The 17,535-nt window shown below is 68.0% G+C and carries 19 protein-coding genes and 1 tRNA gene; 7 read left to right on the top strand and 13 right to left on the bottom strand.

Translation table 11 applies throughout. The features are described from left to right. Positions 1-4 precede the first annotated feature (4 nt). Genes HFL01S_RS03930 through folK form a run of 3 tightly spaced genes read left to right on the top strand, consistent with a single transcriptional unit; the run spans position 5 to position 2,865 of the window. Complete coding sequence (locus tag HFL01S_RS03930; RefSeq protein ID WP_066254964.1) at positions 5-673, top strand: histidinol-phosphatase; 669 nt, start codon at positions 5-7, stop codon at positions 671-673. Further along, positions 670-2,364 carry a polynucleotide adenylyltransferase PcnB gene (gene pcnB / locus HFL01S_RS03925; RefSeq protein WP_066254962.1) on the top strand — a complete coding sequence of 565 codons (1,695 nt, stop codon included), beginning with the start codon at positions 670-672 and terminating at the stop codon, positions 2,362-2,364. The genes HFL01S_RS03930 and pcnB overlap by 4 nt, the downstream gene beginning before the upstream one ends. 24 nt (positions 2,365-2,388) lie before the next feature. Further along, positions 2,389-2,865 carry a 2-amino-4-hydroxy-6-hydroxymethyldihydropteridine diphosphokinase gene (gene folK / locus HFL01S_RS03920; protein WP_066254958.1) on the top strand — a complete coding sequence of 159 codons (477 nt, stop codon included), beginning with the start codon at positions 2,389-2,391 and terminating at the stop codon, positions 2,863-2,865. 11 nt (positions 2,866-2,876) lie between these two features. Here the strand turns inward: folK and pdxH are convergent, their stop codons facing one another. After that, positions 2,877-3,512 (bottom strand): pyridoxamine 5'-phosphate oxidase, encoded by a 636-nt coding sequence (pdxH, locus tag HFL01S_RS03915; RefSeq protein ID WP_066254955.1) that lies wholly within the window; start codon positions 3,510-3,512, stop codon positions 2,877-2,879. Between the two features lie 19 nt (positions 3,513-3,531). Next, positions 3,532-4,095 carry a gamma-glutamylcyclotransferase gene (locus HFL01S_RS03910; RefSeq protein ID WP_066254952.1) on the bottom strand — a complete coding sequence of 188 codons (564 nt, stop codon included), beginning with the start codon at positions 4,093-4,095 and terminating at the stop codon, positions 3,532-3,534. Between the two features lie 188 nt (positions 4,096-4,283). Between HFL01S_RS03910 and HFL01S_RS03905 the strand changes: the two genes are divergently transcribed. Continuing rightward, a complete protein-coding gene (locus HFL01S_RS03905; RefSeq protein ID WP_066254949.1) occupies positions 4,284-4,865 on the top strand; it encodes an OmpA family protein in 582 nt (193 codons plus the stop codon). A 64-nt stretch (positions 4,866-4,929) separates the two neighbouring features. Here the strand turns inward: HFL01S_RS03905 and gloA are convergent, their stop codons facing one another. From gloA to HFL01S_RS03850, 11 genes are all read right to left on the bottom strand, one after another. After that, entirely contained in the window at positions 4,930-5,343 is a 414-nt protein-coding gene (gene gloA, locus HFL01S_RS03900; protein WP_066254947.1) for a lactoylglutathione lyase, read from the bottom strand. Between the two features lie 11 nt (positions 5,344-5,354). Further along, positions 5,355-5,978 carry a hypothetical protein gene (locus HFL01S_RS03895; RefSeq protein ID WP_066254945.1) on the bottom strand — a complete coding sequence of 208 codons (624 nt, stop codon included), beginning with the start codon at positions 5,976-5,978 and terminating at the stop codon, positions 5,355-5,357. A gap of 16 nt (positions 5,979-5,994) precedes the next feature. Further along, positions 5,995-6,585 (bottom strand): thioredoxin fold domain-containing protein, encoded by a 591-nt coding sequence (locus tag HFL01S_RS03890; RefSeq protein WP_066254943.1) that lies wholly within the window; start codon positions 6,583-6,585, stop codon positions 5,995-5,997. Between the two features lie 49 nt (positions 6,586-6,634). Then, a complete protein-coding gene (locus tag HFL01S_RS03885) occupies positions 6,635-7,045 on the bottom strand; it encodes a DUF6691 family protein (RefSeq protein WP_066254940.1) in 411 nt (136 codons plus the stop codon). Between the two features lie 11 nt (positions 7,046-7,056). Continuing rightward, positions 7,057-7,539: a YeeE/YedE family protein gene (locus tag HFL01S_RS03880; protein WP_066254939.1), complete on the bottom strand. Its 483-nt coding sequence runs from the start codon at positions 7,537-7,539 to the stop codon at positions 7,057-7,059. 52 nt (positions 7,540-7,591) lie between these two features. Beyond that, positions 7,592-7,667: transfer RNA gene (locus HFL01S_RS03875), tRNA-Thr, on the bottom strand. Between the two features lie 24 nt (positions 7,668-7,691). Continuing rightward, entirely contained in the window at positions 7,692-8,708 is a 1,017-nt protein-coding gene (locus HFL01S_RS03870; RefSeq protein WP_066254937.1) for a class 1 fructose-bisphosphatase, read from the bottom strand. A 17-nt stretch (positions 8,709-8,725) separates the two neighbouring features. Continuing rightward, positions 8,726-11,425: an aminopeptidase N gene (pepN, locus tag HFL01S_RS03865; protein ID WP_066254934.1), complete on the bottom strand. Its 2,700-nt coding sequence runs from the start codon at positions 11,423-11,425 to the stop codon at positions 8,726-8,728. Continuing rightward, positions 11,412-12,074 carry an HAD family hydrolase gene (locus HFL01S_RS03860; protein WP_066254931.1) on the bottom strand — a complete coding sequence of 221 codons (663 nt, stop codon included), beginning with the start codon at positions 12,072-12,074 and terminating at the stop codon, positions 11,412-11,414. Before HFL01S_RS03860 ends, pepN begins: the two co-directional genes overlap by 14 nt. Then, positions 12,074-13,178 (bottom strand): peptide chain release factor 2 gene (gene prfB / locus HFL01S_RS24985; RefSeq protein WP_157538756.1). Its coding sequence is split into 2 segments (ribosomal slippage): positions 12,074-13,096 and positions 13,098-13,178, totalling 1,104 coding nucleotides; the frame shifts between segments, so codons are not numbered across the junction. Before prfB ends, HFL01S_RS03860 begins: the two co-directional genes overlap by 1 nt. A 54-nt stretch (positions 13,179-13,232) precedes the next feature. Next, positions 13,233-14,150, bottom strand: a complete 918-nt coding sequence (locus tag HFL01S_RS03850) for an alpha/beta fold hydrolase (protein WP_066254927.1) — start codon at positions 14,148-14,150, stop codon at positions 13,233-13,235. A 35-nt stretch (positions 14,151-14,185) separates the two neighbouring features. Between HFL01S_RS03850 and HFL01S_RS03845 the strand changes: the two genes are divergently transcribed. From HFL01S_RS03845 to HFL01S_RS03835, 3 genes are read left to right on the top strand one after another with little or no spacing between them, the layout of a single operon-like run. Beyond that, positions 14,186-15,934, top strand: a complete 1,749-nt coding sequence (locus tag HFL01S_RS03845) for an acetate--CoA ligase (RefSeq protein ID WP_066254925.1) — start codon at positions 14,186-14,188, stop codon at positions 15,932-15,934. 54 nt (positions 15,935-15,988) lie between these two features. Beyond that, complete coding sequence (locus HFL01S_RS03840) at positions 15,989-17,032, top strand: aldo/keto reductase (RefSeq protein ID WP_066254924.1); 1,044 nt, start codon at positions 15,989-15,991, stop codon at positions 17,030-17,032. Beyond that, positions 17,032-17,523: an aminoacyl-tRNA deacylase gene (locus HFL01S_RS03835; protein ID WP_066254921.1), complete on the top strand. Its 492-nt coding sequence runs from the start codon at positions 17,032-17,034 to the stop codon at positions 17,521-17,523. The genes HFL01S_RS03840 and HFL01S_RS03835 overlap by 1 nt, the downstream gene beginning before the upstream one ends. Positions 17,524-17,535 lie beyond the last annotated feature (12 nt).

Here is a 17,535-nt window from a genome sequence, read left to right as displayed (position 1 = left end):
CCGAATGAGACTTGCGCTGTTTGACCTGGACCACACCCTGCTGCCCCTGGACTCCGACCACGCCTGGGGCCAGTTCACCGTGGAGCTGGGCTGGCGCGACGCCGAAACCCACACCCGCGCCAACGACGCCTTTTACGAGCAGTACAAGGCCGGCACACTGGACATCCACGAGTACATCCGCTTCTCGGTCGCCCCGCTGGCCGAGCACGGGGTGGACAAGTCCAACGCCGCACACCGCCGCTTCATGGACCAGGTGATCCGCCCGGCCATCCGGCCGGTGGCCGTCGAGCTGGTGCGCCGCCACCAGGCGGCGGGTGACCAGGTGCTGATCGTCACCGCCACCAACGAATTCGTCACCCGCCCCATCGCCGCCGCCTTCGGCGTCTCCGAGCTGATCGCCATCGACCTGGAGCGCGACCCGCAGGGCAATCCGACCGGTGCCATCTGGGGCACGCCATCGTTCCGCGAGGGCAAGGTCGTGCGTGTGGAACAATGGCTGGCTTCCCGAGGCCTGTCCTGGGCCGACGTGGAGCACAGCAGCTTCTACGGCGACTCCCTCAACGATCTCCCGCTGCTGGAGAAAGTCACCGAGCCGGTGGCAACCAACCCGGACCCCCGCCTCAGCGCCATCGCCACCGAGCGAGGCTGGCGCATCCTGAACCTATTCGAATGATCAAGAAATTCATCGACAAGCTGCTGGGCAAGGCCACTGGCAGGAGCGCCAAGGACACCAAGTTCGGCAAGCGCGAAGACGTCCCCGCCACCGTGCACGGCATCGACCCCAAGCTGGTCGACCAGCGTGCGCTGGACGTGGTGCACACCCTCAAACAGGCTGGTTTCGAAGCCTATATCGTCGGCGGCGCGGTGCGCGACCTGCTGCTGGGCCTGCGGCCCAAGGACTTCGACGTCGCCACCAGCGCCACGCCCGAGCAGGTCAAGAACCTGTTCCGCCGCGCCTTCATCATCGGCCGGCGCTTCCGAATCGTGCACGTGGTCTATGGCCGCGGCCGCGAACACGAGGTGATCGAGGTCTCGACCTTCCGCGCCTACCTCGACAGCGCCGACGCCGAACAGGTCAGCGGCAACGAGCGCACCAGCAAGGGCGAACTCTCGGGCATGAAGCACGCGGTGGACGCCAGCGGCCGTGTCCTGCGCGACAACGTGTGGGGCCCGATCGAGCAGGACGCCGCGCGGCGCGACTTCTCGATCAACGCCATGTACTACGACCCCGAAGCGCAGGTCGTGGTCGACTTCCACCACGGCATCCGCGACGCGAAGAAGCTCACCCTGCGCATGATCGGCGACGCCGCCACGCGCTACCGCGAAGACCCGGTGCGCATCATCCGCGCCGTGCGCTTCGCCGCCAAGCTCAATGCCCTGGGCTTCAAGTTCGACCCCAAGACGCGCGAGCCGCTGGTCGCCTCGGCCGATCTGCTCAAGGAGGTGCCGCAGAGCCGCCTGTTCGACGAGATGCTCAAGCTGCTGCAAACCGGCCACGCGCTGGCCAGCGTCGAGGCGCTCAAGACCCACGGCCTGGCCCGTGGCATCTACCCGCTGCTCGATCTGGTGGTCGAGCGGGCCGAGGACGACTTCGTCAAGCTGGCGCTGCAGGACACCGACCGCCGCGTCGGCGAGAGCAAGCCGGTGGCGCCCAGCTTCCTGCTGGCTTGCGTGCTCTGGGCCGACGTGCGAAAAGGCTGGGAGCGGCGGCTGCAGCCGCGCGGCAACCAGCGCCCGCCCACGCCGTTCGCGGCGCTGCAGGACGCGGTGGACGAAGCCTTCGACGCGCGCATCGGCGACGTGTCGGGCCGCGGCAAGCTGGGCACCGACATGCGCGAGATCTGGATGATGCAGCCGCGCTTCGACAAGCGCGTGGGCACCGGTCCGTTCAGCCTGGTTGAACAGCCGCGCTTCCGTGCCGGTTTCGACTTTTTGCGCCTGCGCGCGCAAACCGGTGAAGTCGACGAAGAGCTGGCGCACTGGTGGGAAACCTTCAGCACCGCCGACGATGACCTCCGCCAGGACATGGTCGACGCGCAGCGCAAGGCCGGCCAGCCCAAGGGCGCCAGCGGCAGTGGCAAGGCCCGCCGCGTGAAGAAGACGGACGCCGACCATCCGGCGTCGGGCGCCAGTGAGCCGGCGCGGGACGATCCGCGTTTGCGCCCAGTGGACGGCGGTGAAGAGCAGGACGAGAGCCCTGCGCGCACCGTGTTCTACGGCAGTGCCTTTGCGCCCGACAGCGACCATGTCGACGACACCGCCGCGCCCAGCGACGGTGATGCCCCGGCCCGCAAGCGCCGCCGTCGCCGCCGCAAGCCGTCCGGTGGTGGTGAAGGCACGCCTCCAGCGCCGTCGGCCGACTGACAGAAAACCTCTGCATCTGAATATATGAGCGACACCGGGCGCCCCGAGGTCACGGCCTACGTGGCCCTCGGTGCCAACCTCGGCGATGCCGCCCGCACGCTGCGCGACGCGCTGCAGACGCTGGGCCGCACGCCCGGTATCCGGCTGACCCAGGCCTCCAGCCTCTACCAAACCGCCCCCATCGACTCCAGCGGCCCCGACTACCTCAACGCCGTGGCCGAAGTGAGCACCACGCTCACCGCGCCCGGGCTGCTGCGCGCGCTGCAGGCCATCGAAAACGCCGCCGGCCGCGAACGCCCTTACCGCAACGCCCCGCGCACGCTGGACCTCGACCTGCTGCTGTACGGCAGCGCCCGCATCGACTCACCCGAACTGACCGTGCCGCACCCGCGCATGTGGGAGCGGGCGTTTGTGCTGGTGCCGCTGGCGGAGATGGCGCCCGACCTGGTGGCTGCGGACCGACTTTCAACCGTTGCCGGCCAGGCGATCGAACGTCTCTGAAGGGGGGGGGGTCACGGCGCCAGCCGCTCCCGCAACCACTGACCATCGGCCTGCAGCGAATAGCGCAGCCGGTCGTGCAGGCGGCTCTTGCGGCCCTGCCAGAACTGCCAGTTGTCGGGCTTGAGGCGGTAGCCGCCCCAGTGCGGCGGGCGGGGCGGGCGCAGCATGAACTGGGCACCGTACTTGGCGGCGTTGGTGACCAGCACCGTGCGGTTCTCGATCACCTCGCTCTGCGGGCTGGCCCAGGCGCCGATGCGGCTGTCCAGCGGGCGGCTGTGGAAGTACTCGTCGCTTTCCTCGTCGCTTACTTTCTCCACCACACCCTCGATGCGTACCACGCGCTCGAGCTCGACCCAGTGGAACTGCAACGCGGCGTACGGGTTGCCGGCCAGTTGCCGGCCCTTCTGGCTGTTGTAGTTGGTGTACCAGACGATGCCGCGCTCGTCGTAGCCCTTGATCAGCACCACGCGCGTGGTCGGCCGCAGGTCGGCGCCCACGGTGGCCAGGGTCATGGCATTGGGCTCGGGTACTTCACCGCTGATGGCCTCGTTCAGCCATTGGTCGAATTGCTTCAATGGATCGGCGTGCGAGGCGGATTCGCTGAGTTCCGCTTTTTCGTAGCTCTTGCGCAGGTCGGCGATGTTCATGGTGTTGTCTTTCCGTTGATCAGGGGAGATCGTCCGCGATGCTGAGCAGCCGGCCCAGCGCACGGTCCTCTATGCCGTGCGCGCGCAGGCCCTGCAGGGTCTGGCGCGCGTAGTCCAGCGTGGTGCCGTATCGGCCGCGCGCGTGCATGAAGATGTCGCGGTACTGGGCGTCGCTCAGCGGTCCGGTGTGGTTGGGGCTGCGGGGCGAGAGGGTGAAGGCCAGAGCGCACACCGGCCCCTGCGCGGTCCGGCAGAGCAGCCACCTGGGGTCGTAGACCGGGTTGGGCATCTCGCGCGCCCACAGTGCGGGCATGGCCGCCTCGACCTGGTCGTGCGGCAGGCGCAGCGCCATGCCGGTGCAGCTGCCGCCCGGCATGAGCGCGAACACCAGGCCTGGGCGCTCGGGCGTGCCGCGGTTGACGCGGCTGTACATGTTCAGGCAGCGGTGGTAGCCGTGCACCTGGGCCAGGCGCTGCTCGGCGGCTTCGAACTCGGGGCGCCAGACCAGCGAGGCGTAGCCGAACACCCAGAGGTCGGCATCGGGGCCTAGCGAGCGCCACTGCGCCAGGGTGTCCTCCATCATCTGCCGCCCATCGCGTTGCGAGGGCTCCCAGGTGCTCTGGGGGCGGTTGCGGGGCAGGTGAAGCAACGGTCGGGCGCGAGGGGCAGCCATTTACAATCTTCTGGTTTTTGCGCCTGTCGGACTCCTTCAGGGAGGAGCTGCAGGGGGCTGAAGTTCAATCCCTCATTATTCTTCACGGAGTGTTGCCCATGTCTTCCCAGGACGAACAACAGGAAAACCGCGTTGCGGCGGTGGTGCTGATTGCAGCGGTGCTGATGGCGGTCGGTCTGGCCATCGGTGTGGCGATCCAGAAGGTGCGCGGTTCGGGCGCGAAGGCGGCTCCGGCCGCGGTGGCCGCAGCGACCGCGGGCGGCGCCTCTGCTGGTACTGCGAACGGCGCCGCGGCCAGCGCGCCGGCCTCCGCTGCACCCGAGGCCGCGGCACCTGCGGCCGCCAGCGACGATGCCAGCGTGGTGGTGGAAAACGGCGTGGTGAAGTTCTACTTTGCGTCGGGCAAGTCCGACCTGGCACCGGGCGCCGTGGAAGCGCTGGCCGATGCCATCGCCGCCGGCAAGGCGGGCCAGAAGCTGGTGATCTCCGGCTTCCACGACTCGACCGGCGATCCGGCCAAGAACGCCGAGCTGGCCAAGCAGCGTGCCCTTGCCGTGCGCGACGCGCTCAAGGCCGCCGGTGTGGCCGATTCGGGGATCGAGCTCAAGAAACCCGAGACCGCCACCGGCTCCGGCAACAACGCGGAGGCCCGCCGTGTGGAGGTGATGATCGCTTCCTGAGCGGCCCCTTTGCCCAACAAAAAAGCCCGCTGTCCAGCGGGCTTTTTTGTTGGTGGTCCGGTTCTCAGCGCAGGCCCTGACCGGCGCCGGTGTCGGCGCGCTGGATGAGTTCGATCTTGTAGCCGTCGGGGTCGGTGACGAACGCAATCACCGTGGTGCCGCCCTTGACCGGCCCGGCCTCGCGCGTGACGGTGCCGCCGGCGGCGCGGATCTTGTCGCAGGCGGCGTAGGCGTCGGGCACGCCCAGCGCGATGTGGCCGTAGGCCGTGCCCAGCTCGTACTGCTCCACGCCCCAGTTGTAGGTCAGTTCGATCTCGGCCTGGCCGGGGTTGCCGCCGTCAAAGCCGAGGAAGGCCAGGGAATACTTGTATTCCGGGTTCTCGGAGGTGCGCAGCAGCTGCATGCCCAGCACCTGGGTGTAGAAGTCGATGGAGCGTTGCAGGTTGCCGACGCGCAGCATGGTGTGGAGGATTCGCATGGTCGTGATGGTCAGGCAAGAGGGGCGCGCACGCCGGTGAGGGCCTGATAGCCCTCCCGCGTGGCAGGGGAAACCGCCTGCAGCACCTGCGCGTAGGCGGTTTTGTGGCGGGCCAGCAGCCGCGCCGACGCCAGTGCGTGCGAGCGGCAGAACCAGTGGCAGCTGTGCTGCATCAGGTAGAGCTCGGCCAGCAGGGTGCGGGCGCGCTCGCGCACTGGCCACTGCTGCGGATTGGCAACCACGCGCGCGATGCCCTGCGCGTGCAGCTGCATCAGGGCGCGCGCATCGAAGCCCGGGGCCAGCCAGGCGGGCAGCCAGCGGTGGGCCTGGGGCAGCGGGTTGCGGTTGACCCAGGTGGAGGAGGCCTCGGCCTTCGAAAACGCCTGCGCAAAGCGCTCGAACTGCTGGGCCAGCGCCTCCTCGGTGGCAGTGTGCAGCGACCAGATCTGCTGCTGGCGCTGCTCGTCCGGCTCGTCCAGCGCTCTGAGATAGCCGTCGTTGAGCCGCTCCATCAGCTTCTCGATCTGGAACTGTCCGAGGTGGGCGCCCAGCAGGGCGATGCGCTGGCGCTGTTCGTGGGTCTTGAGCAGGAAGCTGCCCACCGCAAACAGCAGGGCGAGGGTGAGGATGTCCATTCGGCGGGCCGGCGCGTCAGGGCTGCATGCCCAGCCAGCTGGAGAGGCCGGCGGTGTCCATGGAGCCTGCGCGGGTGATCACCTGGCCGCTGGTCGCGTGGCGCGCCACGATGAAGGGCACCGAGTCGGCGCCCAACCGGTCCAGCAGGGCGGTGTTGGCCTTGATGGTGGCCTCGATCTCGGCCGGGATGCTGGCCGAGGCGGACATGCCGCCCTGTCCCGCCAGCAGCGATTTTTCGTGCGCGGTCATGGTCTCGACCGGGTTGGCCGCCTGCATCAGTGCCGCGCTCTGCGGCAGGCTCTTGGGACCGATGATGGCCACCGGCGCCCACACGAATTTCACCTTGGTCTGCAGCGGCAGGGACGACTCCCAGAGGTGGCTGCAGTGTGGGCACTGCGGGTCGAACATCACGTAGACCGTGCGGGCGCTCATCATCGCGCCAGCGGTGAACCCCTTGGCCTCCCGGGCCACGGTGTCGTAGGCCTGGGCAGGATCGATCGGGGCAGAGGCCGCGGGCTGTCCGCCGGCGGCATCTTCTTTGGAGCAGGCCATCAGCGTGAGGGCGGAGGTGGCCAGCAGGGCGAGCGAGAGGCGGCGGGTGATCATGGTGTTCTCCGGGAAATGGGTTGGGATCGGGCGACAGCGGCGAAGTTCGTCAGGTGCGGGCGCGCAGGCCCTGCAGCAGGGCACCCACGGCAATGCCGCCCAGCGCCCACAGCAGGTCCCAGTTGCCGGTGCCCAGCCCGGCGATGGCCGGGCCGGGGCAGACGCCACACAGGCCCCAGCCGGCGCCGAACAGGGCGGCACCGACCAGGGTGTCGCGGTTCCAGACACTCACGTGCTGGTGAAAGTAGCCGCCCAGCAGCGGCTGGCGCAGCAGCGCCGGGCCGAACCGGTAGGCCAGCAGGGTGACCAGCACCGCGCCACCCATGACCAGCATCAGCCCCATGTCCTGGAAGCGCAGGAAGCCCAGCACCACCTCGGGCCGGACCATGGTCGACAGCGAGAGGCCGAAACCGAACAGCGCGCCGCTGGCGAGCACGGCCAGGGCTTTCGCTGGGGTCATGGAAAAACCGCTCATGCGAAGCTCCCGACCAGATTGGCCACGAGAAAGGCGGTGGCCATGAAGGTCAGCACCGCGCCCAGAGAGGGCAGTTGCAGCGAGCCCAGACCGCAGATGCCGTGGCCAGAGGTGCAGCCGTTGCCCAGCCGGGCGCCGTAGCCGACCAGCACGCCCCCCAGCAGCAACTGCCAGGCCGGGATGTCGGTGGAGCCGGGCGCGCCGTCAGAAAAACCGAGCCACCAGACCAGCGCTCCCAGGACCAGGCCGGCGGCGTAGACCAGGCGCCAGACCCGCGAGTCGGTGAACCGCGCCTGCTGGAAGAACGGCCGCCGCACGACGAACGACCAGGTGGACGAGAACACCGTGCTCATGCCGCCCACCAGGCCGGTGCAGACGAACAGCAGGGCCACGCCCGCGCCGATCAGCAGTCCGCCAGCCAGGTAGTGGACCCAGCCCAGGGGGAACAGGGCGGCGAAGGAAGAAGCGACGGCGTCCATGGTGTGAATGAAATGAAAAAGCCCTGAGTCTTTCGAGTCAGGGCTTTGGGATTGGTGCCGGAGAGAGGAGTCGAACCCCCGACCTTCTCATTACGAATGAGCTGCTCTACCAACTGAGCTACACCGGCGAAGCCCGCAATTCTAGCAAAAACTCATTTCGCTGCTTCGGCCTCGAGATGGTAGGCGGTGATGCGCTCGACCTCGTTCTTCGAGCCCAGGATCACGCTCACACGTTCGTGCAGCTTGGTCGGGGTGATGTCCAGGATGCGGCCGCGACCGTTGGTGGCCGCGCCGCCTGCCTGTTCCACCAGCCAGCCCATGGGGTTGGCTTCGTACAGCAGGCGCAGCTTGCCCGGCTTGTCCGGTTCGCGCTTGTCCCAGGGGTACATGAAGACGCCGCCGCGGGTCAGGATGCGGTGCACGTCGGCCACCATCGAGGCGACCCAGCGCATGTTGAAGTCCTTGCCGCGCGGGCCTTCCTTGCCGGCCAGGCACTCGTCCACGTAGCGCTTCACCGGCGGCGCCCAGTGGCGCATGTTGCTCATGTTGATCGCGAACTCCTTGGTGTCGGCCGGGATCGTGACGTTTTCCTTGGTCAGAACGAACGAGCCCTGTTCGCGGTCCAGCGTGAACATGGCCACGCCGTCGCCCACGGTCAGCACCAGGGTGGTCTGCGGGCCGTAGACGCAGTAGCCGGCGGCCACCTGCTGGCTGCCCGGCTGCATGAAGTCGGCCTCGCTCACGCCCGGGCTGCCTTCGGGCTTCTTCATCACGCTGAAGATGGTGCCGATGGAGACGTTGACATCGATGTTGGAGGAGCCGTCCAGCGGGTCGAACATCAGCAGGTACTCGCCCTGCGGGTAGCGGTTGGGCACTAGGTAGATGCTGTCCATTTCCTCGCTGGCCATGGCCGCCAGGTGGCCGCCCCATTCGTTGGCCTCGATCAGCACCTCGTTGGCGATGATGTCCAGTTTCTTCTGGACCTCGCCCTGCACGTTTTCCGTGTCGGCCGAGCCCATGACCTCGCCCAGGTCGCCCTTGTTGACGGCCTGGCTGATGCGCTTGCAGGCGCGCGCGACCACTTCCAGCAGCAGGCGCAGGTCGCCGGGGATGTGGCCGTCGACGCGCTGCTGCTCGACGAGGTAGCGGGTGAGGGAGATGCGTTTCATGGGAGCTCCAGGGTTTTTTATTCGGCCAGGGCGCGGGTGACGACTTCGCGCACGTCGGCGCTCAGGTCGGATTTGGCGGCCACGCGGGCGATGGCCTCGCGGGCGGCGCTGCGGTAGGGTTCGGCCAGCTTCTTCCAGCGGTCCAGCGCACGCGCCAGGCGGGCGGCGACCTGGGGGTTGATGGCGTCGAGTTCGAGCACGCGCTCGCTCCAGAACACATAGCCCGCGGCGTCGCTGCGGTGGAAGCCCGCCGGGTTGGCACTGCAGAAGCTGAAGATCACGCTGCGCGCACGGTTGGGGTTCTTGAGGTTGAAGTCGGGGTGGGCCATCAGCTGGCGCACGGCGGGCAGCACGTTGCCGCCGCGGTCGGGCGCGCCGGCCTGCAGCGCGAACCACTTGTCGATCACAAGGGCCTCGTCCTTGAACAGCGCATGGAAGCGCGCCAGCGCCTCCTGCGCCAGCGGCTGACCGCTGACCACCAGGGCCGACAGCGCGTTGAAGCGGTCGGTCATGTTGCCGGCGTCCTTGAAGCGCTGGTAGGCCTTGCCGGGCCAGACCGTGTCGCGGGTTGCGCGGGCCGCGATGCACAGCATGGTCAGCGCCATGCCCGCCAGCGCGCGGCGGCCGCTGCTGACCGGGTCGGGCCGGTAAGCGCCGTTGTCCTTGTGCTGTTCGAACGCCCAGGCCCAGTCGGCCTGCAGCGCTTGGGCCAGCTGCTCGCGCATGGCTTCGCGCACCGTGTGGATGCGCTGCGGATCGACCACGTCCAGCTGTTCGGCAATATAGGTTTCGGCCGGCAGGGTGAGCACCAGCTCCTTGAGCGCGGCGTCCAGCGTGGGGTGGCGCAGCACGGCGCGCATCGCGTCGATGAAGGCGTCGTCCAGCGGCGCAGCGCCCACCGGGCCGTCGGCGCGCACGGCCTGCACCGCGCGGCGCAGGGCCAGCTGCTGGCCCGCTTCCCAGCGGTTGAAGGCGTCGCTGTCGTGCGCCAGCAGGTGCAGCAGCTGGTCGTCGGTCAGGCCATTGTCGATGATCACCGGGGCGGAGAAGCCGCGCAGCAGGGACGGCACCGGCTCGGCGTCGATGTCCTCGAAGACAAAGCTCTCGCTGGCCTGCGTGAGCACCAGCAGGCGGGTGCCACTGCTGGTTTGCGATTCGCCCTGCAGCCGCAGTGCCAGGTCCTGGCCCTGGGCGTCGATCAGGCCGAGCGCGACCGGGATCACGAACGGAAGCTTCTCGCTCTGGCCCGGCGTGGCCGGGCAGCTCTGGCTGAGCGTGAGGGTGTAGCGGCGTTCGGCGGCGTCGTAGCGGCCACTGGCCTGCAGCCGTGGCGTGCCCGACTGGCTGTACCAGCGCTTGCACGGCACGAGCTGGCGCGCCAGTTCGCTGTCGGGGTTGGCGTCGGCAATCGCCTGCGCGAAGTCGTCGCAAGTGACGGCCTGACCGTCGTGGCGCTGGAAGTACAGGTCCATGCCCTTGCGGAAGCCGTCGCGCCCCACCAGGGTCTGCATCATGCGCACGACCTCGGCACCCTTTTCATACACCGTGACGGTGTAGAAGTTGTTGATCTCGACGTACTGGTCGGGTCGCACCGGGTGGGCCACCGGGCCTGCGTCCTCGGGGAACTGCATGGTGCGCAGCACGCGCACGTCCTCGATGCGCTTGACCGCACGCGCCGAAGGCTCGGCGCACAGGTCCATGCTGAACTCCTGGTCGCGGAAGACCGTCAGGCCCTCCTTGAGCGAGAGCTGGAACCAGTCGCGGCAGGTGATGCGGTTGCCGGTCCAGTTGTGGAAGTACTCGTGGCCGACCACCGATTCGATGTTGGCGAAGTCGGTGTCGGTGGCGGTGGCGCTGTTGGCCAGAACGTACTTCGTGTTGAAGATGTTCAGGCCCTTGTTCTCCATCGCGCCCATATTGAAGTCGCTGGTGGCGACGATCATGAAACGCTCCAGGTCCAGCGGCAGGCCGAAGCGGGCTTCGTCCCAGATCACGCTGGAGATCAGCGAGTTCATGGCGTGCTCGGTCTTGTCCATGTCGCCCGGGCGCACGTAGACCTGCAACAGGTGTTCCTTGCCGGCGCGGCTGACGATGCGCTGTTCGCGGGCCACCAGGCGGCCGGCCACCAGGGCGAACAGGTAGGACGGCTTGCGGTGCGGGTCGACCCACTTCGCGAAGTGGCGGTTGTCGGGCAGTTCGCCCTGCTCGACGAGGTTGCCGTTGGACAGCAGGACCGGGTATTGGTCCTTGTCGGCGCGCAGCGTCACGGTGTAGCTGGCCATCACGTCGGGACGGTCCAGGAAGTAGGTGATGCGGCGAAAGCCCTCGGCCTCGCACTGGGTGAAGAAGTCGCCCTGGCTGAGGTACAGGCCCGAGAGCTGCGTGTTCTTCTCGGGCGAGCAGGTGGTGAAGATCTCCAGTTCGAAGGGCTCCGGTCCTTCGGGCAGGCTGCCCAGCACCAGGGCGTCGCCGTCCATCTTGAACGAGCAGCCGCCGCCATTGAGCACCACGCGCGCCAGGTTCAGCTCTTCGCCGTCCAGGCGCAGGGGCTGTGCCGGCACCTCGGTGTTGCGGCGCAGGACCATCTTGTTGAGCACGCGGGTCTTGGCCGGGTCGAGGTCGAACGTGAGCTCGATGCGGTCGATCCAGAACGGGGGCGGGGTGTAGTCTTCGCGACGGATCACCATCGCAGGGCCGGTGGCCTCACGCAGTTGCATGGACGGTCTCCAGAAAACGGTTGTGGATCAGGGTCTGGTAGTCGGGAACACGGGCCAGCACATGGGGTCCGTCGAGTTCGTCGGCGGCGTGCGAGCTGCAGATGCCCACGGCGCGCATGCCGGCACGGCGTGCGGCCTCGATGCCCAGCGGCGCGTCCTCGAACACGATGCAGTGTTCGGGCGCCACGCCGAGCCGGCGCGCCACCTCTAGGAAGATCGCGGGCTCGGGCTTGCCGGGCAGGCCTTCGTCACCCCCCACGGTGGGCAGGGTCTGGCCCAGCGCCAGGTGCCGGTAGGCGAAGGCCTGGTTGTGGCGGTCGCCGGCCGTGCCCACGCCCACCGCCAGACCGCGCGACTGCGCCAGGCCGAGGAAGGCCTTGAAGCCGGCGATCTCGGCGAACACGGGGGCGAACAGCTCGCGGTAGATGCCTTCCTTCTCGTCGACATAAGCCTGCGCCTGTTCGTGCGGAAGGCCTCCGAACAGCTCGACCATGCATTCGATGCCGGTGCGGCCAGTGGTGCGGCGCATCAGGTCGGCCACGTCGATGTCCAGGCCGCGGCGCTCGCAGAACGCGACCCAGCTCTTCTGGTGCCACGGCATCGAATCAATCATCGTGCCGTCCATGTCGAAGATCAGCGCGCCGACCATCACACGCCCTGCTTGAGCGAGGCTTCGATGAACGGGTCCAGGTCGCCGTCGAGCACCTTCTGGGTGGCCGAGATTTCAACGTTGGTGCGCAGGTCCTTGATGCGGCTGTTGTCCAGCACGTAGCTGCGGATCTGGTGGCCCCAGCCCACGTCGGTCTTGGTGTCTTCCAGCTTCTGCTGCTCTTCCATGCGCTTGCGCATCTCGTGGTCGTACAGGCGCGAGCGCAGGCGCTGCCAGGCGACGTCGCGGTTGCTGTGCTGGCTGCGGCCGTCCTGGCACTGCACCACGATGCCGGTCGGAATGTGCGTCAGGCGCACGGCCGAGTCGGTCTTGTTGATGTGCTGGCCACCCGCACCCGAGGCACGGAAGGTGTCCACCCGCACGTCGGCCGGGTTGATGTCGATCTGGATCGAGTCGTCGATCTCGGGATAGACGAACAGCGAGGCGAACGAGGTGTGGCGGCCGCCCGAGCTGTCGAACGGGCTCTTTCGCACCAGGCGATGCACGCCGGTTTCGGTGCGCAGCAGGCCGAAGGCGTACTCGCCCTCAATCTTGATGGTGGCGCTCTTGATGCCGGCGGTGTCGCCCGGAGTCTCGTCCTCGACCGTGGCCTTGAAGCCCTTGCGTTCGGCGTACTTGAGGTACTGGCGCAGCAGCATGCTGGCCCAGTCGCAGGCCTCGGTGCCACCGGCACCGGCCTGGATGTCCACAAAGCAGTTCAGCGGGTCGGCCGGGTTGTTGAACATGCGGCGGAATTCGAGCTTCTCGACCTCGGCCTGCACGTTCTTCGCTTCGCCTTCGATGGTCTCCAGCCCGGCGTCGTCGCCCTCGGCCTCGGACATCTCGAACAGCTCGGTGTTGTCGGCCAGTTCGCTGGTCAGGCGGTCGAGCACGACCACCACGTCTTCCAGCGATTTCTTTTCCTTGCCCAGCTCCTGGGCGCGTTTGGGGTTGTCCCAGACGGTGGGGTCTTCCAGCGCGCTGGTGACCTCCGACAATTTCAATGCCTTGGCATCGTAGTCAAAGATACCTCCGGAGCTCGACCACGCGTGCGCTGAGGTCGGCCAGTTGATTGCGGATGGCGTTGGTGCGTTCGGCTTCCATGGGGTGTTCTCGCTGTCGGTGGCGCGGGGCGGGCCCGCGAAACCCGCGATTTTCTCACGCCAGGAAGTTTTCGATCAGCTGTGCCAGTTCTTCCGGCTGGTCGTGGTGCAGCATGTGGCCCGCGTCGTCGATGTGGGCCTCGGTGAGGTGCGGCACGTGGCGCAGGCGCTCGCGGTACTGTTCCAGCGTGAACCGGCCCTTCCACCACTGGCCCAGGCTGTCGTCGCTGGCCGTCACCGAGAGCACCGGCGCGCTGATCCGCTCGTACAGGGCCAGCGCCTCGGGCACCTGGTAGAGGTGCGCGTTGACCACCTTGTGCGCCGCGTCGCCCAGGATCGTCCAGCGGCCCTGGGCGTCCGGCGCGGCCCACTGGCGGGCCAGCCAGCCGGCCTTGTCCTCTGTCAGGCGCGGGTTGGTCTTCATCAGCCGCCGCGCCACACCCTCGGCGCTGTCGTAGGGCTTGAGGTCCATCTCGCCGCGGTGCAGCACCTTGAGCTCGTCGATCCACTGGGCATAGCGGCCCGGGGCCTGGGCGGGGCGGGTTTCGGGCATGCCGAAGCCTTCGAGGTTGACCAGGCGCCGGATACGCTCGGGCCGCACGCCCGCGTACATCATGGCGACGTTGCCGCCCATGCTGTGGCCGACCAGATCCACCGACTGGCCAGGCGCGAGCGCGTCGAGCAGAAAGTCCAGGTCGGCCAGGTAGTCGGGGAACCAGAAGTTGTCGGCCGGCGGTCCGTCGCCGATGCCCGATTTCGTGAGACCGTAGCCGCGCCAGTCGGGCGCCACGATCCAGCGCGGCGTGCGCAGCGCGTCCACCATGAACTGCCACGAGGCCGCCACGTCCATCCAGCCGTGCACCAGCACCAGCGGCGGTTCCCCGGTCACCGGCGTGCCCCATTCGCGCACGTGGTAGGACAGGTGGCGCACGGGCACGAAGCGGCTGCGGGAGGCGTTCAGGGCTTGATACATTCGATCCATCATAAGGAACGACACGGAGACACGCGATGCGCCAGCGTCAACACAGCGACACCCCCAAACCGCGGCCGCAGGCCGATGGCTACGCCGATCTGCACCGGCGCTTTGGCTGGAAGGTGCCGCGCCACTTCAACATGGCCGAGGTGTGTTCGCGCCGCTGGGCGGCCAACCCGGACACAGCCTCGCAGACGGCGGTGATTGCTTGCTCCGCCGACCGCGAGGACCGCTACCACGGCTACGCCGAGCTGCAGGCGCAGGCCAACCGGCTGTCGAATGCGCTCGCCGCTCTGGGCGTGCGGCGTGGCGACCGCGTGGCCATCGTGTTGCCGCAGCGCTTCGAGACCGCTGTGGCCTACATGGCGGTGCTGCAGATGGGCGCGGTCGGCATGCCGCTGTCGCAGCTGTTCGGGCCCGAGGCGCTGGAGTTCCGCCTGCACGACAGCGAGGCGGTGGTAGCCATCTGCGACGCGAGCACCCTGCCGGCGCTGCAAGCGGTGGCGGCCCAGTGCCCGCTGCTTGGCCACGTGATCGCGGTGGACGCCGCGGCGCCCGGTGTGCTCGACTGGTCGGCGGTGCTGGCGCAGGAGCCTGCGAAGTTCGACCTGGTGAACACGCTGGCGGACGAGGCGGCGGTGCTGATCTACACCAGCGGCACCACCGGCAACCCCAAGGGCGCGCTGATTCCGCACCGCGCGCTGATCGGCGACCTGACGGGTTTCGTCTGCAGCCAGAACTGGTTCGGCTTCGACCCGTTCGACGCATCGGCGAATTCGCAGGCGGTGTTCTGGTCGCCCGCCGACTGGGCCTGGACCGGTGGCCTGATGGACGCGCTGCTGCCCACGCTGTACTTCGGCCGGCCCATCGTCGGCTTCAACGGCCGCTTCGCGCCGCAGACCGCGTTCGAGCTGATGCAGCGCCACGGCGTCACCCACACCTTCCTCTTCCCCACCGCGCTCAAGGCCATGATGAAAGCCTTCCCGACGCCGCGCGAACAGTTCACGCTGAAGCTCGAAGCCATCATGAGTGCGGGCGAGGCGGTGGGCGACGCGGTGTTCGCCTACTGCCGCGAGCAGCTGGGCGTGACCGTCAACGAGATGTTCGGCCAGACCGAGATCAACTACATCGTCGGCAACTGCGCGCGCCTGTACCCCGCGAAGCCGGGCAGCATGGGCAAGGGCTACCCGGGCCACCGCGTGGCGGTGATCGACGAGGAGGGCCGCGAGTGCCCGGTCGGCGTGCCTGGCGATGTGGCGGTGCACCGGCTCGACATCCATGGCGACCCGGACCCGATCTTCTTTCTGGGCTACTGGAAGAACGATGCCGCCACAAAGGCCAAGTTCACTGGGGAAGAGACCAACTCATGGTGCCGCACCGGCGACCTTGCGGTGCGCGACGCCGACGGCTACCTCTGGTACCAGGGCCGAAGCGACGACGTGTTCAAGGCTGCGGGCTACCGTATCGGCCCCAGCGAGATCGAGAACTGTCTGGTCAAGCATCCCGCCGTGGCCAATGCCGCGGTGGTGCCCAAGCCCGATGCCGAGCGCGGTGCGGTCGTCAAGGCCTACGTGGTGCTGACCCCGGGCACCACCGGAGACGAGCCGCTGATTGCCAGCCTGCAGGCCCACGTCAAGGGCAAGCTCGCGCCCTACGAGTACCCCAAGGAGATCGAATTCGTCGACGCCCTGCCCATGACCACCACCGGCAAGGTGCAGCGCCGCGTGCTGCGCCTGCAGGAGGAGGAACGCGCGCGGGAACGTGCAGGACAGCGTGGGCTTTGATTCGCTTCTAAACTCGCCGGCTGTCTCGCGTTTCCATCCTTTCCAGAACCATTCATGAAACACGTCACCCTCGGCCAGAGCGGCCTGTCTGTCACCCCCATCTGCCTGGGCACCATGACCTTCGGCGAGCAGGTGAACGAGGCCGATGCCCACGCCATCCTCGACCGCTCGCTCGCCCGCGGCGTCAACTTCATCGACGCCGCCGAGATGTACTCGGTGCCGGCCAGGGCCGAGACCTGCGGCTCCACCGAAACCATCATCGGGAACTGGTTCGCGAAGAACCCCGGCGCCCGGAAGAAGGTGGTGCTGGCCACCAAGGTGGCCGGTCCGGCGCGCGGCATGCCCTGGATACGCGGCGAAGTCAGCAAGGCCGGGATCATCGAAGCCTGCGAGGGCAGCCTCAAGCGCCTGCAGACCGACGTGATCGACCTCTACCAGATCCACTGGCCCGCGCGCAATACGCCGGTGTTCGGTGCGATCTACTTCGACGCGGCCAAGGACAAAGCCATGCCGTCCATCGAGGTGCAGCTTGAAGCGCTGGCCGAGCTGGTCAAGGCCGGCAAGGTGCGCGCCATCGGCCTGTCCAACGAGTCGCCCTACGGCGTACACGAGTTCGTGCGCATCGCCGAGCAGATGGGCCTGCCGCGCGTGGCGACGGTGCAGAACCCGTATTGCCTGATCAACCGCGCCTACGAGAACGGGCTGGACGAAACCTGCCACCGCCTGGGCGTGTCGCTGCTGGCGTACTCGCCGCTGGGTTTCGGTCTGCTGACCGGCAAGTACGACGAGACCGGTCTGGTCGGCGATCAAGGCCGCATGGCGCTGTACGACAGCATGAAGGCGCAGCGCTGGGGCCGGCCTGAGGCGCTGGTCGCCGCGAAACGCTACAACGCGCTGGCGCGCGAACACGGCCTGACGCCGGCCCAGCTGGCGCTGGCCTTCTGCTACCACCACCCCAAGGTGGCCAGCACCATCATCGGCGTGACCTCGATGGCGCAGCTGGAGCAGTGCCTGGACGCGTGGGATACGACGCTGTCGCCTGAGCTGATCAAGGCCATCGACGCGATCCGCTGGGAGTTGCGCGACCCGGCCCAGTGATGGCGAAGAAGAGTCACGTCAGCGAAACGCCCGCCACCGCCTGGCTCAAGGCGCATGGCGTGGTGTTCACCGAGCATCCTTACGAGTACCCGGAGCACGGCGGCGCGCAGCACAGTGCGGCGGTGCTGGGTTTCGACCCGTTCGCGGTGGTCAAGACGCTGATCATGCAGGACGAGGCGGCGAAGCCGCTGGCCATCCTGATGCACGGCAACCGCACCGTCTCCACCAAGAACCTGGCGCGGCAGATCGGCGCCAAGTCGGTCGAGCCCTGCAAGCCCGAGGTGGCCAACCGCCACAGTGGCTACCTGGTGGGCGGTACCTCGCCGTTCGGCCTGAAGCGCGACATGCCGGTCTTCGTCGAGTCGACCGTGCTCGAGTTGCCGAAGATCTGGATCAACGGCGGTCGGCGTGGCTTTCTGGTCGGCATCGATCCCGCCGTGCTCGCGGGGCCGCTGGGCGCGAAGCCGGTGCAGTGCGCGCTGGCAGAATAGTCGCCCGCGCCG

Source organism: Hydrogenophaga flava NBRC 102514 (genome assembly GCF_001571145.1).
Taxonomy (GTDB): Bacteria; Pseudomonadota; Gammaproteobacteria; order Burkholderiales; family Burkholderiaceae_C; genus Hydrogenophaga; species Hydrogenophaga flava.
The sequence above is the reverse complement of the archived record's forward strand: the minus strand, read 5'-3'. Positions and strand labels throughout refer to the sequence as shown.

Bases quoted from the DNA above. Each gene is read 5' to 3' on its own strand.
- HFL01S_RS03930 (WP_066254964.1), top strand. From the start codon at position 5: ATGAGACTTGCGCTGTTTGACCTGGACCACACCCTGCTGCCCCTGGAC.
- pcnB (WP_066254962.1), top strand. From the start codon at position 670: ATGATCAAGAAATTCATCGACAAGCTGCTGGGCAAGGCCACTGGCAGG.
- folK (WP_066254958.1), top strand. From the start codon at position 2,389: ATGAGCGACACCGGGCGCCCCGAGGTCACGGCCTACGTGGCCCTCGGT.
- pdxH (WP_066254955.1), bottom strand. From the start codon at position 3,512: ATGAACATCGCCGACCTGCGCAAGAGCTACGAAAAAGCGGAACTCAGC.
- HFL01S_RS03910 (WP_066254952.1), bottom strand. From the start codon at position 4,095: ATGATGGAGGACACCCTGGCGCAGTGGCGCTCGCTAGGCCCCGATGCC.
- HFL01S_RS03905 (WP_066254949.1), top strand. From the start codon at position 4,284: ATGTCTTCCCAGGACGAACAACAGGAAAACCGCGTTGCGGCGGTGGTG.
- gloA (WP_066254947.1), bottom strand. From the start codon at position 5,343: ATGCGAATCCTCCACACCATGCTGCGCGTCGGCAACCTGCAACGCTCC.
- HFL01S_RS03895 (WP_066254945.1), bottom strand. From the start codon at position 5,978: ATGGACATCCTCACCCTCGCCCTGCTGTTTGCGGTGGGCAGCTTCCTG.
- HFL01S_RS03890 (WP_066254943.1), bottom strand. From the start codon at position 6,585: ATGATCACCCGCCGCCTCTCGCTCGCCCTGCTGGCCACCTCCGCCCTC.
- HFL01S_RS03885 (WP_066254940.1), bottom strand. From the start codon at position 7,045: ATGACCCCAGCGAAAGCCCTGGCCGTGCTCGCCAGCGGCGCGCTGTTC.
- HFL01S_RS03880 (WP_066254939.1), bottom strand. From the start codon at position 7,539: ATGGACGCCGTCGCTTCTTCCTTCGCCGCCCTGTTCCCCCTGGGCTGG.
- HFL01S_RS03870 (WP_066254937.1), bottom strand. From the start codon at position 8,708: ATGAAACGCATCTCCCTCACCCGCTACCTCGTCGAGCAGCAGCGCGTC.
- pepN (WP_066254934.1), bottom strand. From the start codon at position 11,425: ATGCAACTGCGTGAGGCCACCGGCCCTGCGATGGTGATCCGTCGCGAA.
- HFL01S_RS03860 (WP_066254931.1), bottom strand. From the start codon at position 12,074: ATGGTCGGCGCGCTGATCTTCGACATGGACGGCACGATGATTGATTCG.
- HFL01S_RS03850 (WP_066254927.1), bottom strand. From the start codon at position 14,150: ATGTATCAAGCCCTGAACGCCTCCCGCAGCCGCTTCGTGCCCGTGCGC.
- HFL01S_RS03845 (WP_066254925.1), top strand. From the start codon at position 14,186: ATGCGCCAGCGTCAACACAGCGACACCCCCAAACCGCGGCCGCAGGCC.
- HFL01S_RS03840 (WP_066254924.1), top strand. From the start codon at position 15,989: ATGAAACACGTCACCCTCGGCCAGAGCGGCCTGTCTGTCACCCCCATC.
- HFL01S_RS03835 (WP_066254921.1), top strand. From the start codon at position 17,032: ATGGCGAAGAAGAGTCACGTCAGCGAAACGCCCGCCACCGCCTGGCTC.